This is a genomic window from Pseudomonas sp. JUb52, assembly GCF_004341115.1.
GTDB lineage: Bacteria > Pseudomonadota > Gammaproteobacteria > Pseudomonadales > Pseudomonadaceae > Chryseomonas > Chryseomonas oryzihabitans.
Genome location: NZ_SLYS01000004.1, coordinates 1 through 15,551 on the forward strand (window position 1 = coordinate 1; position 15,551 = coordinate 15,551).

13 protein-coding genes are annotated in these 15,551 nt (G+C 67.0%); 6 read left to right on the top strand and 7 right to left on the bottom strand.

Going from position 1 to position 15,551, the window contains the following annotated elements; all coding sequences use genetic code 11:
- The first annotated feature begins 136 nt into the window (after positions 1–136).
- From ltrA to cobM, 4 genes are all read left to right on the top strand, one after another.
- Positions 137–1,870: a group II intron reverse transcriptase/maturase gene (gene ltrA / locus EC839_RS07905; protein ID WP_039975929.1), complete on the top strand. Its 1,734-nt coding sequence runs from the start codon at positions 137–139 to the stop codon at positions 1,868–1,870.
- A 184-nt stretch (positions 1,871–2,054) separates the two neighbouring features.
- Positions 2,055–3,257 (top strand): bifunctional cobalt-precorrin-7 (C(5))-methyltransferase/cobalt-precorrin-6B (C(15))-methyltransferase, encoded by a 1,203-nt coding sequence (locus EC839_RS07910; protein WP_007161118.1) that lies wholly within the window; start codon positions 2,055–2,057, stop codon positions 3,255–3,257.
- A 339-nt stretch (positions 3,258–3,596) separates the two neighbouring features.
- On the top strand, positions 3,597–4,319 hold the full coding sequence (locus EC839_RS07915) for a cobalt-precorrin-6A reductase (RefSeq protein ID WP_007161119.1): 723 nt from the start codon (positions 3,597–3,599) through the stop codon (positions 4,317–4,319).
- Positions 4,316–5,047: a precorrin-4 C(11)-methyltransferase gene (gene cobM / locus EC839_RS07920; RefSeq protein ID WP_007161120.1), complete on the top strand. Its 732-nt coding sequence runs from the start codon at positions 4,316–4,318 to the stop codon at positions 5,045–5,047. Before EC839_RS07915 ends, cobM begins: the two co-directional genes overlap by 4 nt.
- A gap of 64 nt (positions 5,048–5,111) precedes the next feature.
- On the opposite strand, the gene deoC is transcribed toward cobM, so the two are convergent.
- Entirely contained in the window at positions 5,112–5,789 is a 678-nt protein-coding gene (gene deoC / locus EC839_RS07925) for a deoxyribose-phosphate aldolase (protein WP_007161121.1), read from the bottom strand.
- A 94-nt stretch (positions 5,790–5,883) separates the two neighbouring features.
- Between deoC and deoR the strand changes: the two genes are divergently transcribed.
- Positions 5,884–6,648, top strand: a complete 765-nt coding sequence (gene deoR / locus EC839_RS07930; protein WP_007161122.1) for a DNA-binding transcriptional repressor DeoR — start codon at positions 5,884–5,886, stop codon at positions 6,646–6,648.
- Here deoR and EC839_RS07935 read toward each other — a convergent pair.
- From EC839_RS07935 to EC839_RS07950, 4 genes are all read right to left on the bottom strand, one after another.
- On the bottom strand, positions 6,641–7,726 hold the full coding sequence (locus EC839_RS07935) for an aldose 1-epimerase family protein (protein WP_007161123.1): 1,086 nt from the start codon (positions 7,724–7,726) through the stop codon (positions 6,641–6,643). The genes deoR and EC839_RS07935 overlap by 8 nt on opposite strands.
- Positions 7,727–7,739: 13 nt before the next feature.
- Positions 7,740–9,071 carry an L-fucose:H+ symporter permease gene (gene fucP, locus EC839_RS07940; protein WP_007161124.1) on the bottom strand — a complete coding sequence of 444 codons (1,332 nt, stop codon included), beginning with the start codon at positions 9,069–9,071 and terminating at the stop codon, positions 7,740–7,742.
- A 47-nt stretch (positions 9,072–9,118) separates the two neighbouring features.
- Positions 9,119–10,045: a ribokinase gene (gene rbsK, locus EC839_RS07945; protein WP_007161125.1), complete on the bottom strand. Its 927-nt coding sequence runs from the start codon at positions 10,043–10,045 to the stop codon at positions 9,119–9,121.
- A gap of 243 nt (positions 10,046–10,288) precedes the next feature.
- Positions 10,289–11,614, bottom strand: a complete 1,326-nt coding sequence (locus tag EC839_RS07950) for a DUF3100 domain-containing protein (protein WP_007161126.1) — start codon at positions 11,612–11,614, stop codon at positions 10,289–10,291.
- 329 nt (positions 11,615–11,943) lie between these two features.
- On the opposite strand from EC839_RS07950, the gene EC839_RS07955 reads away from it, so the two are divergent.
- A complete protein-coding gene (locus EC839_RS07955; RefSeq protein ID WP_007161127.1) occupies positions 11,944–12,846 on the top strand; it encodes a LysR family transcriptional regulator in 903 nt (300 codons plus the stop codon).
- 27 nt (positions 12,847–12,873) lie between these two features.
- Here EC839_RS07955 and EC839_RS07960 read toward each other — a convergent pair whose 3' ends face one another.
- Together EC839_RS07960 and EC839_RS07965 are read right to left on the bottom strand one after the other, a co-directional pair.
- Positions 12,874–14,028, bottom strand: coding sequence for a M20 aminoacylase family protein (locus EC839_RS07960; RefSeq protein WP_007161128.1), 1,155 nt, complete (start codon positions 14,026–14,028; stop codon positions 12,874–12,876).
- Between the two features lie 3 nt (positions 14,029–14,031).
- Positions 14,032–15,549, bottom strand: a complete 1,518-nt coding sequence (locus EC839_RS07965) for an aldehyde dehydrogenase family protein (protein WP_085982643.1) — start codon at positions 15,547–15,549, stop codon at positions 14,032–14,034.
- Positions 15,550–15,551 lie beyond the last annotated feature (2 nt).

Sequence of the window (15,551 nt, forward strand, 5' to 3'; positions counted from 1 at the left end):
GGCAACCCTGGCTGACGTGCACCTGGTTTACGGGCGCATGATCTAGTGCTGATTTCCAGCGAAACGACCCTAGGGGTGACTTCAACCCCTAGGGGGAGAAGTCCGTCCCGAAGGTTACTGACCTGAGGAGGACTGTATGAATACGCAACCAGCAACATCGGTTTCGTCTGCGTCTCCTGACGGCGTGAAGGGCTGGCACGATCTCGATTGGGCCAAGATCCAAATCTCCGTTCGGAAAACGCAGTTGAAGATTGCGCAGGCAACAATGGCCGGTGACTGGCGTAGGGTTAAACGCCTACAACGGTTACTGACCCATTCGTTTTATGGTCGCTGTTTGGCTGTAAGACGGGTGACTGAAAACCGGGGTCGCAAGACTCCGGGCGTTGATGGAGAAACCTGGGGGACGCCTCCAGCCAAGCTCTACGCCGCGAAGCGTCTATCGGAGAAACGAGGCTATCGGCCCAAACCGCTAAAGAGGGTTTGGATACCGAAGCCAGGGAAGAAGGAAAAGCGCCCGCTAGGTATACCGACGATGTTTGATCGGGCCATGCAAGCGCTCTACCTGTCAGCCCTGGAACCCGTCATCGAAAGCACCAGCGACCCGAAAAGTTTCGGCTTCCGGCCGGATCGCTCGACCGCTGATGCGATGGTTGAAATCTTTCAGTTAATGTCGAGAGACGACTCACCTATGTGGGTTCTGGAAGGTGACATCAAGGGGTTCTTCGACAACATCAATCACGAGTGGCTGTGCCAGAACGCCCCTATGGACAAGAAGGTACTGCGGCTGTGGTTGAAGGCCGGGGTAATTGACCGGCGACACTTCATGGCTACGGAGGCCGGGACGCCACAAGGCGGGATTATTTCGCCCTGTTTGGCTAACGCCACCCTTAACGGCTTGGAGATGCAGCTCAAAGGCCATCTGGCCAGAAAGCTAGCGGGTACCGACGCCGATACGCCCAGAGTGCATGTGGTGCGATACGCGGACGACTTCATCATCACAGCGGCTACCAAAGAGCTGTTGACTGACGAGGTCATACCTTGGGTCGAGCAATTCCTGTCAGTACGAGGGGTGAGCTTGTCCGAAGAGAAAACGCAGATAACCCACATCCTTCAGGGCTTCGATTTCCTAGGGTGGAATTTCAGGAAGTACGTCCCGAAGTCGCCTTACCGCCGGACCAAGCTATTCATCAAGCCCTCGAAAAAGAACATCTCAACGTTCTATCGCAAGGTTAGAGAAATAGTAAAAACCAGCGGGGCATTGACTCAGGAAGAGCTAATCGGACGCCTGAATCCGGTGCTGAAAGGGTGGGCTCAATACCACTCTCCAGCCGTAGCAAAGAAAGCCTTCAGCCGGTTAGACAGCTTGATCGTCTGGTTGCTGCGAAGGTGGGCGAAGCGCCGTCATCCGAAGAAGCAAGCTAATTGGTGCCGGAATAGATACTTCCACTCCATAGGCAAGCGAAATTGGGTTTTTGCGCATCCCTACAGAGGTAAGAAGGGTGAACGCAAGTTCTGCCAGCTATACCAGCTAGCGGACACTGAGATAAGGCGACAACCGCGGCTATCGGGTGGGTACCATCCATACGATGCGAAACACGAAGAGAAATGGGAAAAACTAAGAGTTCGACGAATGCAGCACAAACTGCATTTCAGAAAACAAATCCTGTATCTCTTCACGCGGCAGAAAGGACTCTGCGCCTTATGTGGTCACGCGGTAAATAAGGAAACTGGCTGGGACGACCATCACGTCATTCGACGGGTGGACGGCGGCAAGGACACCCTGAAAAATCGCGTGCTCATACACCCTAACTGCCACTCGCTGGTGCATAGCCAGCGGCAACAGGTAACCCTGAGATATAGCGGTCTATGATGTTAGGATCGCACGTCACAGTTGCCGGCCAGCCTATGGCTGGTTTTTCGTAAGCTTGAGCCGTGTGCTGCGAAAGTCGCAAGCACGGTTCTTAGGGGGCCCCGGGTCAGATAATGACTCCGGGGCCACCCGACCCCGACCCCTTGAAAACGCCCGGTCGGCTGACGTTCGATGAGGTGTGTTCATGATCCCCTGGCTGACCGTGGTGGGTATCGGCGAAGACGGCTACCCCGGCCTCGGCAAACAGGCCCGCCGCGCCCTGCTGGAGGCAGGGGTCGTCATCGGCGGTCCGCGCCAGCTGGCGCTGCTGCCCCCCTGCATCCGCGCCACGCGCGAGCCCTGGCCACAGCCCTTCGCCCTGGCCCCGGTACTGGACCGGCGCGGCACCCCGGTCTGCGTGCTGGCCAGCGGCGATCCCATGCTGTTCGGCGTCGGCGCGAGCCTGGCGCGCCAGCTATCGGCCGACGAACTGCAGGTGCTGCCGGCGCCCTCCTCCTATTCCCTGGCCGCGGCTCGCCTGGGCTGGCCGCTGCAGGACGTCACCCTGCTATCGGTGGTGGCCCGCCCCCTGGCCGCCGTGGTGCGCCATCTGCACCCGGGCGCCCGCCTGCTGGTATTGAGCAACGACGGCCACAGCCCTGCGGCCCTGGCCGCGCTGCTGGTGGAGCAGGGCTTTGGCGCCAGCCAGCTGCAGGTGCTGGAGCACCTGGGCGGTCCCCTGGAGCGCCGAATCACCGGTCGCGCCCAGGACTGGTCGCTGGTGGAAGCGGCGGCGCTCAACCTGGTGGCCATCGAGGTCCTGAGCGAGACCGGTGAAGCGGGCCTGCCGCTCACCCCCGGCCTGCCGGACAGCGTCTATCGCCACGATGGCCAACTGACCAAGCGAGACGTCCGCGCCGTGACCCTGGCGCGCCTGGCGCCGCGCCCCGGTGAGCTGCTGTGGGACGTGGGCGCCGGTTGCGGCTCCATCGGCATCGAATGGGCGCGCAGCCATCCCGGCTGCCGAGTACTGGCCATCGAAGCCGACGCCGGCCGCCAGGCGCATATCCTCCACAACCGCGATCAGCTTGGCGCCCCAGCCCTGCACCTGGTGGCCGGCCAGGCGCCCGAGGCCCTGGCCGGTCTGGCCACCCCGGACGCCATCTTCATCGGCGGCGGCCTCACCGCGCCAGGGGTGCTGGACGCCTGCTGGGCCGCGCTGCGCCCCGGCGGTCGCCTGGCCGCCAATGCCGTGACCCTGCAGACCGAAGCCGCGCTGGTGGCCTTTCGCGAACGCCACGGCGGCGACCTGACCCGTCTGCAGGTAGCCCAGGCCCAGCCGCTGGGCACCTTCGACACCTGGCGTGCGGCGCTGCCTATTACGTTGTTGGAAGCGGTGAAGCCGTGAGTGGGCTTCGCTCGTCAAAAGTAGAGCGGGTGGTTGGGTGTGCCTCCTTCATCCCTGAGGACTATGAGCGGCTCCTTGCCCCCTCACCCCAGCCCTCTCCCCGCGGAGGAGAGGGGGTGGTTGGGTGGTGGCTTGGAAGTCTGGCGTCCGGGCTGACGCCCACGACTATTACCGAGCAAGCTGCAATGACCAGCGGGAAAGCCGCCTGCGAGACCAATACCCCTACTCCGCAGCCAGCCCCCAGGCACCACCTTTCCTCCCCTCTCCCTCGGGGAGAGGGGCCGGGGGTGAGGGCGCTCCATGCATGACAAAGCCTCCCGCTCCTACGGAAGACCGCCCATGAAGATCCTCCTGCTCGGCGGTACCACCGAAGCCCTGGCCATCGCCCGCCAGTTACCGGCGAATGCCCTCTACAGCCTGGCCGGTCTCGGCCGGGTGCCCCAGGACCTGCCTTGCCAGGTGCGGGTCGGCGGCTACGGCGGTGCCGCGGGACTGGCTGCCTTTCTTCGCGACGAAGGCATCGAACTGCTGCTGGACGCCACCCATCCCTACGCCGCCCAGATCAGCCACAACGCTGCCCAGGCCGCGGCCCAGGCCGGCATCCCCTGCTGGGCGCTGCGCCGCCCGGGTTGGCAGGCAGGAGCCGACGATGACTGGCGCGAGGTGGCCGACTGGTCCGAGTTGCAGACCGCACTGGCACCCTTCGTCCGCCCCTTCTTCACCCTGGGGCGCGAACCTCTGGAGCATCTGGAAGAAATTCCCACCCACCAGTTCTGGACCCTGCGCCTGCTCGACGCCCATCCCGGCCACGCACGGGCGCGGATCATCGCCGACCGCGGCCCCTTCGCCCTGGAGGCCGAACGCGCACTCTTCGCCGCGGGCGACTTCGATGTGCTGATCAGCAAGAACAGCGGCAGCGCCGCCACCCAGCCCAAGTTGCAGGTGGCCCGCGAGCGGGGCCTGCCGGTGCTGATCCTGCGCCGCCCCCCCCTGCCCTGCGTCGATCGCGAATTCGCCAGCGCCGCCGAACTGCTTGTCGCCCTGGCCGAGGAAACCCCATGACCGTTCATTTCATCGGCGCCGGTCCCGGCGATCCCGACCTCATCACCGTCAAGGGCCAGCGGCTGATCCGCCAGTGCCCGGTGATCCTCTATGCCGGCTCCCTGGTGCCGCCCGCGGTGCTGGAGGGGCATCAGGCCGAGACGGTGATCGACACCGCCCACTTGGATCTCGACGCCATCGTCGGCCATCTGGCCGCCGCCCATGCCCGCGGCCAGGACGTGGCCCGGGTGCATTCCGGCGATCCCTCGCTGTACGGCGCCATCGGCGAGCAGATCCGTCGCCTGATGGCGCTGGGCATTCCCTATGAGATCGTTCCCGGCGTCACCGCTACCGCTGCCTGCGCTGCGCTGCTGGGTTGCGAGCTGACCCTGCCCGGGGTCAGCCAGACGGTGATCCTCACCCGCTACGCCAGCCGCACGGCCATGCCGGCAGGCGAGGCGCTGGCCGACCTGGCCCGCCATCGCGCGACCCTGGCGATCCACCTCGGCGTAGGCCAGCTGGAGCGCATCGTCGCCGACCTCTTGCCGCACTACGGCCCCGCCTGCCCGGTGGCGATCGTCCACCGCGCCAGCTGGCCGGACCAGGCCAGCGTCCGGGGCACCCTGGCCGACATCGTCGAACGAGCGCGGGACAAGGACTTTCGCCGCACCGCCCTGATCCTGGTCGGCGAGGTGCTGGCGCCGGGGGATTTCCAGGATTCCAAGCTGTATCGGCAAGGACCGGGCTAACCCGTAGATTGGGCTGAGGCGGCTCCACCGCCGAAAGCCCAACCCAACCTACGTCACCCCTGCATCAATACTCCGCCCCACCCTCGCTACCGCTGACGATGGCCACGCCCGAGCTGGTTCCCAGGCGGGTCGCACCGGCGTCCAGCATGGCCTGGGCGGTGGCGCGGTCACGCACGCCGCCGGAGGCTTTCACGCCCATTTCCGGACCCACCTCTTCGCGCATCAGGCGGACATCGTCCAGGGTCGCGCCGCCGTGGCCGAAACCGGTAGAGGTCTTGACGAAGGCGACGCCGAGGTCGCGACAGATCCGGCAGGCCTGGCGCTTCTGCTCATCGTCGAGCAGACCGGTCTCCAGGATCACCTTGAGCGGTACCGCGCCACAGGCGGCCTGCACCGCGGCGATGTCGGCGGATACCTCTTCCAGCAGGCCATCCTTGAGCCAGCCGAGGTTGAGCACCATGTCGATCTCCCCGGCCCCGGCGGCGATGGCCTGCTCGGCCTCGAAGGCCTTGGCCGCGCTCAGCCCGGCGCCGAGCGGAAAGCCCACCACCGCGCAGACCTTGACCGCGCTACCGGCCAGTTGCGCCGCGACGTGGGGGACCTGGGCGGAATTCACGCACACCGAATAGAAGCCATGGGTGCGCGCCTCCTGGCACAGGCGGTCGATCTGGGCGCGGCGGGCATCGGCGGCGAGCAGGGTGTGGTCGATGGTCTTGGCGAGTTCGCCGGGTTCAAGCTGCATGGGGCCTCCTCAGGCACGGGTAGCGTATGATCGGATCAGAATTCTTGGTTGGTGCGGCCTGCACCTCTAGTCGGACTCCCGTAGCGCACCCCTCATGGATAGCAAGAAAGCCGCTCGGCTCAAGCTGATGCACCAGGCGCTGCAGGATCAGCACGCCATTCACCTGCGCGAGATGGCCCAGCTCCTGGGTGTCTCGGAAATGACCCTGAGACGCGACCTGCGGCTCCCGCCGGACGGCCTGCGCCTGCTCGGCGGTCATGTCACCCGCGATGTCGGCGGCAGCGAGGCGCCTGGCTACCAGGTGGTGGAACAGGATCTGCGCCAGGTCGAGGAAAAACGCCGCATCGGTCGGCTGGCCGCGGCGCAGATCCGCGCCGGCGACACCGTCTTCCTCGATTGCGGGACCACCACGCCCTTCGTGGTGGACTTCATTCCCGATGACCTGGAATTCACCGCCGTCTGCCATTCGCTCAATGTGCTGCTCAAGCTGCAGCAGAAGGTCAACTGCACCCTGGTGGTCTGCGGCGGCACCTTCCAGCGCAAGAACCAGATCTTCGAGAGTCGCCTGGAGACCGGGGTGCTCGACGGCGTGCGCCTCACCCATGCCTTCGTCTCGGCGGCCGGGGTGAGCGAGGACTTTGGCGTCACCTGCTTCAACTTCAACGAGGTCGAGGTCAAGCAGAAGGTCCTGCGCCAGGCCCAGCAGCGGCTCCTGCTGGTCGACCATACCAAGTTCGACGTGGTGCGCGCCGCGCATTTCGCGGCACTCGGCGACTTCGACCTGGTGGTCAGTGACGGACACATTCCGCGCAGCTATCGCGAGCGGATCGAGGCGAACGGCGCGCAACTGCTTACCTGATCCGCGCCGGGTCGGCCAGGCGCGTCAGCAGCGCCTCACGCTCGGCGGCGGCGAGATAGCCGGTCCGGACGCTGAAGGCGCGGCGCTCTCCCGGTTGCAGCTGCTGCACCTGGTCCTTGGCCGTCTCGGCCAGATAGCCCTCCGGTTCGCAGGTCGCCGGCAGCACGAAGGCCGCCACCTGCTGATCGGGGTTGTGCAGCACCCAGCGCGTGGCATGGGGCAAGTCCTGCGGGCGATAGGCCGTGTAGAAGGCGGCGCCGCCCGGATGCTCCAGCAGGAAATGCGCCTCCCCCGCCGCGTCGGTCCCCGGCGCATCGATGAAACTGACGATCTCCGGCTGGTAGCGCGCCGGCGCATCCAGCACCCGCAGCCGCTCGGGGTCCTCGGCCAGTTCGGCGATGAAGGCCTGCCAGTCGGCGGTCGGCCGCACATGGGCCGGCACGCTGGTGCGCACCCGGGTGCGGGCCACCCCGAGCGGCTCGTGGAAGCGTCCGCCGGGCACATAGGCGTAATTCATGTGCGCCATGTACATCAGGTCCATGGGCTGGCCGGCCTGGTTTTCCACCTCCAGGCCTAGTTCGAACACCGCGCTGTCCGCTCTCAGGGTCACGCGGGGCTGGGCGCGATAGCGATCGCCGAAGCCCATGGCATAGTCGTGGCGGCCGCCCACGCGCAGGAAATCGCCCTCCGCGTCCTGGCCCAGTTCCAGCCAGGCCTCGTCCAGCGGCGCGCAGGGCAGCTCGCCGTGCAACTCGTGGCTGTCCTCCGGCGCCGGGCAGCCGTTGCGCAGTACCCCGGCGTGGAACATGAAGCAGCCATAGGTCTCGATGATCCGCCGGGTCGGCCGCGGTTGGTCGAACAGCCCCGGCATGGTCAGGCGGCAGCCGTCGAAGCTGGCGTCCCAGATCATCTGCCCCTGGTAGGGCAGCACCACCAGGCGGCCACGACGATTCTCCAGCGCCAGGGCGCGCACCCCGGAGGGATAGGTCCAGGCGCGCACCTGGAAGGCGTCGCTGGCGAGCAGGGTGCGCTCGTCGGCGGTGAATTGCTCAGGCTGCAGGGGCAGGCGTACGGACATGACGGCGCCCTCCTCAGGCAGTCTGGGCGGCGCCCACCGGCAGCCGTTCGCTGGCCGGATGACGCAGGCAATAGAGGGCGTAGGCGACGATCACCGTGAAGCACAGCAGCGGCACCGAATAGGCCAGCTGCATGTTGCCGCCGGTGTAGTCCGACAGCAGGCCCTGGAAGATCGGGATCACCCCGCCGCCGACGATGCTCATCACCAGCAGCGAGCCGCCGAATTCGGTGTCCCGGCCGATACCGTCGACGGTCAGGCCATAGATGGTCGGCCAGCAGGGTCCGAGGAAGATGCTCACGCCCACGGCGGCGTACACCGCGGTGATGTTGGGCACCAGGATGGTGTAGGCCAGCAGCGCGATGCACAGCACCCCGTAGACGCCCAGCACCTTGGCCGGATGCCAGCGGCGCATCAGCAGGTTGGCGATCAGCTTGCCGACGAAATAGGCGGCGAAGGTGGTGAGCAGGAACCAGGAGGCGCTGCGCTCGTTCATGCCGCCGAGTTGCATGGCCAGGCGGATGGTAAAGCTCCAGACGCCAACCTGGGCGCCGACGTAGAGGAATTGCGCCAGCACGCCAAAGACGAAGCGCGGATTGCGTCGCAGGCGGCCCAGACTGGCGGCGACGCCGTCACCCTCGCTGCGGGCCCGATCGTTGCCCTTGCAGGCCGGATAGCGGGTGCAGGCGATGAGCACGAAGATCAGCACCAGCACGCCGATCATCCACTGGTAGGGCGTAAGGGTAGCCTGGATCATCTGCAACTGCTGGGCGGCGGCCTCGGCGGGATTCATCTGCAGCAGCTGCGCCTGGCTGGCGTCACCCTCCTTGAACATCACGAAGCTGCCGACGTAGACCCCGGTCATGGCGCCGAAGGGGTGGAAGGTCTGGGAGATGTTCAGCCGGCGGGTGCCGGTCTCGCGCGGCCCGAGCAGGGTCGAATAGGTGTTGCAGGCGGTCTCCAGAAAGGACAGTCCCGCAGCGATCACGAACAGCGCCAGCAGGAACATGCCGTACTTGGCCATGGAGGCGGCGGGAAAGAACAGCAGGCAGCCGACCATGTAGAGGAACAGGCCGAAGAGGATGGTCGTCTTGTAGCTGAAGCGCCGCACCATCAGCGCGGCCGGCAGGGCCAGGAAGAAATAGCCGAGATAGAAGGCCGACTGGACGAAGGCGGTCTGGAAGTCACTGAGCAGGAAGGCCTTCTTGAAGTGGGCGATGAGCACGTCGTTCATGCTCGCCGCCGCGGCCCAGAGGGCGAAGATGCAGCACAGCAGGATGAAGGCGAACCACGGCGTGCGGTTCAGGTAATAGCCGTCGGCACTGGGCCGCAGGGGTGACTGGCTCATTGTTGTTCTCCGTAGGGGTGCCAGGGTGGGGTTTCGCCGACCTTGCGTCAGAGATCCAGGGAAGCGAGGTAGTCTTCGAAGACCGCGGCCTCGGGATAGGAGGTCTGGGTGCCGCGCCCGGTGACCGACAGCGCCGAATAGGCCACCGCCCGCTGCATGGCCTCACGCAGGCCCAGGCCCTGGACGCGGCCATGGGCGAAGCAGCCGATGAAGGCATCGCCGGCGCCGGTGGTGTCGATGGCCGCCACCCGCTGGCCGGGCAGGCTGAATTCGCCCTCCTCGCCCACGTAGAGCGCGCCCGCGGCGCCCAGGGTGACCACCACGTGCCGGATGCCGCGACCGGCCAATACCCGCGCGGCGGCGAAGGCGCTGTCGCGATCCGCCACCGGCAGGCCGCTGACCAGGGCCAGCTCGGTCTCGTTGGGGACGAAGTAGTCCAGCCGGGCGAGGTGCGCGGCGCTCAGCTCGGCCACCGCCGGCGCCGGATTGAGCAACACCGGGATGCCCAGGCGCTGGCCGCAGTCGATGGCGGCATAGACGGTCTCCAGGGCGATCTCCAGTTGCAGCACGATCAGCGCGCAGTCGCGCAGATCGGCTTCCGCGGCCTGGATGTCGGCCGGACCAAGGGCGGCGTTGGCGCCCTTCACGATGAGGATGCTGTTGTGCGAATCGGGCTGCACGAAGATCGGCGCCACGCCGCTGGAGCGCCCGGGCGCACGGGTCACGTGGCGGGTGTCGATGCCGAAGCGACGGAAGTTGGCCAGGGTGTTGTCGGCGAAGAGGTCATCACCGACCTTGGTCAACATCAGCACCTTGCTGCCCAGCTTGGCCGCGGCGACCGCCTGGTTGGCGCCCTTGCCGCCACAGCCGAGGGCGAAGTCCGGCGCTTCCAGCGTCTCGCCCTGGACAGGCAGTCGCTCGATATAGGTGATGAGATCGACCATGTTGCTGCCGATGACCGCGATTTTGCCCATGCCGAGCGCGCCTCCGTTTTTCTTGATGTTATTAAATTAACGATTTTTGTTAATTTTCCATCATAGATACTGCAACTCGGGGCGCAGCTCAAGCGCCGGTGATCGTCCACGGACGACAGCGGGCGTCCAACGCTCAAGGCTGGGAGCTGCGACACACGAAATGCGAGAAACGGAGAGATCAGACGGCGGTGCGGTACGGCAGCGGGAAGCGGCGCACCGGGGACCCGGTGCGCGCGGGGCGGATCAGTGGAAGAGTTCGGCGATGAACACGGCGCCGATGAAGGTGCCGAAGCCGGCGGTCAGGGAGACCACCACGATGCGCCAGCCGAGGCGGCGGAAGGCCGGGATGTCCTTGGCGATGGACAGGCCGGCGAAGGCCAGCATCGGGGTGATCAGCGCCATGATGCCGACCGCGTTGTGGGCGGCGGTAATCTGCGGCGCCAGCGGGCACCAGGGCGAGGTCAGGAACATGGCCACCAGCGACACCCAGCACACCGCTGGCACCTTGCGGCGGAACAGCTGGCAGAGCAGCTCGCCAACGAAGGCGGCCAGGATCATCACCGCGACCCCCAGGAAGGCGGCCGGCGGCAGCGTCTTGCTCATCACCAGGGTCGCCAGCAGCGCCAGGGCACCCGAGGCCAGCCAGGCACTGAAGCGGGCCGACCAGCCCAGCGCCACGGGTTCGTCCACCGCGGCGGCATCCACCGAACTCTGCTGGAAGGAGGCCTTGGTGGTGCGCCCGATGCGCGGCTCCATCACCCGATAGCCCCAGACCGCCAGTGGCAGGGAGATGAACAGGGTGAAATAGGTGCCCAGGGTGATGGTGATGAGGTTGGCCGCAGCGGCCAGGGCCATGACCTCCTTGGCCACCTCAGGGGTCTGCTGGGCGGCGATGGCACCGGCTGCGGCGGCCATGATGCTGCCCGAACCGATGCCGGCGCCCATGGCCAGGGAATAGGGGTGGAAGATGTTCAGACTGGCGATGAAGCCGGCGACGATGGCCATGAACACCGCGCCGAACAGGGTACCGGTGAGGTATTCGGCGAGCACGCCGCGGCCTTCCGGGGAGTCCATGCCGTAGCGTTCACCGATGATCGCCAGGCTGGGTTCGCGCCCTACCGAGAAGGTCGCGCCAATGGCCTCGCGCTTGATGCCCAGCAGCAGCGCCACCGGCAGGCCGAGCAGGATGGTGCCGACGAAATGGCCCAGCTCCTGGAAGGCCAGCGCCCAGCCGGCGGCGATCACCGTAGGCAGGGAACCACCCACCACCAGGCCGAGCTTGGCGATGAACACCAGCAAGGCGTATTGCAGGATGGCTGCCGAGCGTACCTGGGCGCCGCGATCGATGCCCAGCCCCAGCGGCATGCGCTTGCCCACCAGGCCAACGGCCGCGCCCAGCAGCAGGGCCCAGATCATCGGCAGCAGCACCACCTTGCCCGGCCCCAGCGGAATGGTGATGGAGCCGATCAGCTCGGCGATCAGCAGCACCAGTGCTGCCCAGATATAGAGTTTGACGGTATCGCTGACGGCTCGGTCCTGGCCCACGGCCAGCGTCGGATTGGCGCTCATTCTTCCCCCTGCGGCCCGCTCGCGGGCTCGGTTGTAGGTATGGTTGGCAGTCGCGAGCGGCGAAGCCCGCTGGGCAGAAAAGGGCTCCGCGAAGGAGCGCGACCCGGTCGTTCTGGAGGCCTAGTCGAGGTCGCACGGCTGGCGTGCCGGAAGGTGGAAGCCCAGCGCGGACAGGGTTTCGCACGAAGCTTTGCGCCGTTCCGGGGCTCTGCGTCGCGGGCCTCGGCCAGGCCGGGGCGGCCGTGGTCTTGGCCCGAGTATGGACAGCGCCCTGTTCTCTCTCCAATACTGGAAATGGCCTTTTCCGTTGCCTTTACGAGAACACACGGATGCGTGGAATTCACGAACAACGCTTGCACTATTTCGTCGAGGCGGTGCGGCTGGGCAGCGTGCGCGCCGCCGCCGACGCCCTGGACATCGCCCCGTCCGCGGTCAGCCGGCAGATCGCCCAGGTCGAGGCAGAATTGGGCGTCGACCTGATCGAGCGCCACCGCCGCGGCATCACCCCGACCGAGGCCGGGCGCCTGGTGCTGGATTACTTCCGCCAGCGTCAGACCCAGCTCGACGGGCTGAGAGACGCCATCGCCGATCTGCAGGGGCTGCGCACCGGTCGCGTGGTGCTGGCCATCGGCGAAGGCTTCATCGGCGACCTGTCGCGCAGCCTGGGCGACTTTTCCGCGCGGCATCCGGATATCGAGGTCAGGGTCAACGTGGTGGGCACCAACGAGGTGATTCGCCAGGTGATGGAAGACGAGGCGCAACTGGGGCTGGTGTTCAATCCGCCGCGCGATCCGCACCTGCGGGTGCATGGCAGCCGCGGGCAGCCGCTCTATGCCATGGTGGCGCCGGAGCATCCGCTGGCCGCGACCCAGGGCCCCGTGACCCTGACGGAGCTGGGCCAACATAGCCTGGCGCTGCCGGACATCTCCTACGGCATCCGCCAGATGCTCGACGCCGTGGAGCAGGCCGCCGGCCAGCGCCTGGCGCCGACCCTGACCTGCAACACCTTCGCCCTGCTCAAGCACTATGCCCAGCAGGGCGGCGTCACCCTCCTGCCGCTGTTCGCCGCGACCCAGGAACTGGACAGCGGCGCCTTGCGCGCCCTGCCCCTGGCCGATCCCGGCTTCGCCCGTGCCCACGTCGAACTGGTCACCCGCCTGGGCCGCAAGCTCAGCCGCGCCGCGGACGAGTTGCGGACCAGCCTGGTGCAGCAGATGACCGCCTTTCGCTGAGCGTCGGCGGCACTCGCTGCAAAGGGCTTAGGCGGGCAGTTCCTGGCGCACCAGCTCGGCCCACAACCGTACGGCCGGTTCGATGATGGCGTCGTTGAAGTCATAGGCCGGGTTGTGCAGTGGCGCCGAGGGCTGGGCGCCGTCGACCCCCAGCCAGAGATAGGCGCCGGGACGCGCCGCCAGCATGAAGGCGAAGTCCTCGGAGGCCATGGATGGCGGTACGCCATCGCTGACCCGCTCGGCACCAAAGGCCCTTACCGCCGCCTCACGCACCCGCGCGGCCTGGGCCGGATGGTTCTGGGTCACCGGATAGCCGCGGGTGAATTCCAGCTCGCCGCGCACGCCCTGGGCCAGCGGCGCCTGGGCGACGATCTCGCCGATCAGCCGCTCCACCTCGGCGCGCACCACGCCGTCCAGGCAACGCACCGTGCCCCGGAGTCGCGCCACCTCGGGGATGACGTTGATCGCCTCCCCCGCCTCCATCATGGTCACGCTGACCACCGCCGACGCCAGCGGCGAGATCCGTCGGGCGACGATGGTCTGCAGCTGCAGGATCAGGTCCGCCGCGGCGACGATGGGATCGCGGCCGCGCTCGGGCATGGCCGCGTGGCAGCCCTTGCCGGTCAGGGTGATGGCGAAGGTGTCCAGCGAAGCCATCATGGCACCCGGATTGACCACTACCTGCCCGGCCGGCAGCCCCGGCCAGTTGTGCAGACCGTAGATGGCGTCCATCGGGAAGCGTTCGAACAGGCCGTCTTCGATCATCTTCTGGGCGCCGCCGAGATTCTCTTCGGCGGGCTGGAAGACGAAATAGAGGGTGCCGCGGAAATCGCGGTTCTCACTCAGGTGGCGCGCAGTGGCCAGCAGGACGGCGGTGTGGCCGTCATGGCCGCAGGCATGCATGCGCCCGGCGGCGGTGGAACGATGGGGCACGTCCCCCACCTCCTGCATCGGCAGGGCGTCCATGTCGGCGCGCAGCCCCATACTGGGGCCCTCGCCATGGCGCAACACCCCGACCACGCCGGTGCCGCCGAGGCCACGATGGACCTCCAGGCCGAAGCCCTCCAGCAATTCGGCGACCCGCGCCGCGGTGCGGTGCTCGGCGAAACCCAGTTCGGGATGGGCGTGGAAATCGCGACGCCAGCTACGGGCGTCGTCCAGCAGCGCTTGGTGAATGGTCATGGGTTACTCCAGGCTGGCGCCGTAGCCGAAGCCGGCGGCGGGAACGGCGGCGGTTTCTACCCAGACGCTCTTCACCTCGCTGTATTCGCGCAGGGCGTCGAGGCCGGAGGAGCGACCGTAGCCGCTCTCGCCATAGCCACCGAAGGGCGAGCTGACGTGGATGGTCTTGTAGCCGTTGACCCAGAAGGTGCCGGCGCGCACACCACGGGCCACCCGGTGGGCACGACCGACATCACGGGTCCAGACCGCCCCGGCCAGGCCGAAGCGACTGTCGTTGGCGATGCGGATGGCGTCGGCCTCGTCCTTGAAGGGAATGGCCACCACCACCGGCCCGAAGATCTCTTCCTGGGCGCAGGTCAGGCCGTTATGGCCGGCCAGCACCGTGGGATTGACGTAGTAGCCGGTCCCGGCGGGCAGCGGCTCGACGCCATTGGCGACATGCCGTGCGCCCTCGCCCAGGGCGCCTTCCACCATGTTGCGCACATGGGCGAACTGCTTGGCGTTGTGGATCGGACCGATCTGGGTCTCGGGATCACTGGGATCGCCGACCTTGAACTGGCTGGCGGCGCGGGCCACCGCCTGGATGAAGCGCTCGTAGATGGATTCCTGCACCAGCAGCCGCGAGCCGGATACGCAACTCTGGCCGGCGCCGGAAAAGATCGCCGCCTGGGCGCCGCGCACGGCCAGGTCCAGGTCGGCGTCTTCGAAGACGATGTTGGCCGACTTGCCACCCAGCTCCAGCACCACCGGGATGCAGCGCTGGGCCGCGGCGGCGGCGATGTGCCGGCCGGTGACCGGCGAGCCGACAAAGACCACCTTGCGGATGTCGGCATGGGCGATCACCTGCTGGCCCACGGTATGACCCTGGCCGGCGAGCACGTTGACCAGGCCCTTGGGCGCGCCGGCGCGTTCCACCAGCACGCCGAGCAGCAGCGAGGTCACCGGGGTCAGCTCGGACGGCTTGAGGATCACCGCGTTGCCGGCGGTGATGGCCGGGGCGATCTGCCAGCCGCCGGTGAAGATGGGCGCGTTCCAGGGGGTGATCTGCAGCACCGTGCCTAGGGGTTCGTAGGTCACGTAGTTGAGATGACTGGTGGGCACCGGGATGACTTCGCCGTGCAGCTTGTCGGCCCAGCCGGCGTAGTACTCGAACATCTCGGCGACCTTGAGCACCTCGACGCGGGCATCACGGATCGGCTTGTTGGCGGTCTGGGATTCCAGTTGCGCCAAAACCTCGGCTTCCTCGCGGATCAGGGCGCCGACCCGGTAGATGATGCGCCCGCGCGCCTGGGCGGTCAGGGCGCGCCATTCCTCGCGCGCCCGGCGGGCGGCGGTATCGGCGCGCTCGACCACGGCCAGGTCGGCGTCGGGGTAGCTGTAGGCGGGGCTGTCGTCATGGGCGTTGCGCACGGTGATCCGCTCGCCGCTGCCGTCGACGAAGGTGCCGTCCACAAAGCTGGCGACCTGCTGGCGGTCGCCCCAGAAGGGCTTGAGCAATTCCAGTGTCTTGGCGTTCATCATGA

Coding starts and splice junctions, on each gene's coding strand:
- EC839_RS07910 (WP_007161118.1), top strand. CDS start 2,055: ATGATCCCCTGGCTGACCGTGGTGGGTATCGGCGAAGACGGCTACCCC.
- deoC (WP_007161121.1), bottom strand. CDS start 5,789: ATGCAGCTTGAACCCGGCGAACTCGCCAAGACCATCGACCACACCCTG.
- EC839_RS07935 (WP_007161123.1), bottom strand. CDS start 7,726: ATGTCCGTACGCCTGCCCCTGCAGCCTGAGCAATTCACCGCCGACGAG.
- rbsK (WP_007161125.1), bottom strand. CDS start 10,045: ATGGGCAAAATCGCGGTCATCGGCAGCAACATGGTCGATCTCATCACC.
- fucP (WP_007161124.1), bottom strand. CDS start 9,071: ATGAGCCAGTCACCCCTGCGGCCCAGTGCCGACGGCTATTACCTGAAC.
- ltrA (WP_039975929.1), top strand. CDS start 137: ATGAATACGCAACCAGCAACATCGGTTTCGTCTGCGTCTCCTGACGGC.
- EC839_RS07955 (WP_007161127.1), top strand. CDS start 11,944: ATGCGTGGAATTCACGAACAACGCTTGCACTATTTCGTCGAGGCGGTG.
- EC839_RS07960 (WP_007161128.1), bottom strand. CDS start 14,028: ATGACCATTCACCAAGCGCTGCTGGACGACGCCCGTAGCTGGCGTCGC.
- EC839_RS07965 (WP_085982643.1), bottom strand. CDS start 15,549: ATGATGAACGCCAAGACACTGGAATTGCTCAAGCCCTTCTGGGGCGAC.
- cobM (WP_007161120.1), top strand. CDS start 4,316: ATGACCGTTCATTTCATCGGCGCCGGTCCCGGCGATCCCGACCTCATC.
- EC839_RS07950 (WP_007161126.1), bottom strand. CDS start 11,614: ATGAGCGCCAATCCGACGCTGGCCGTGGGCCAGGACCGAGCCGTCAGC.
- deoR (WP_007161122.1), top strand. CDS start 5,884: ATGGATAGCAAGAAAGCCGCTCGGCTCAAGCTGATGCACCAGGCGCTG.
- EC839_RS07915 (WP_007161119.1), top strand. CDS start 3,597: ATGAAGATCCTCCTGCTCGGCGGTACCACCGAAGCCCTGGCCATCGCC.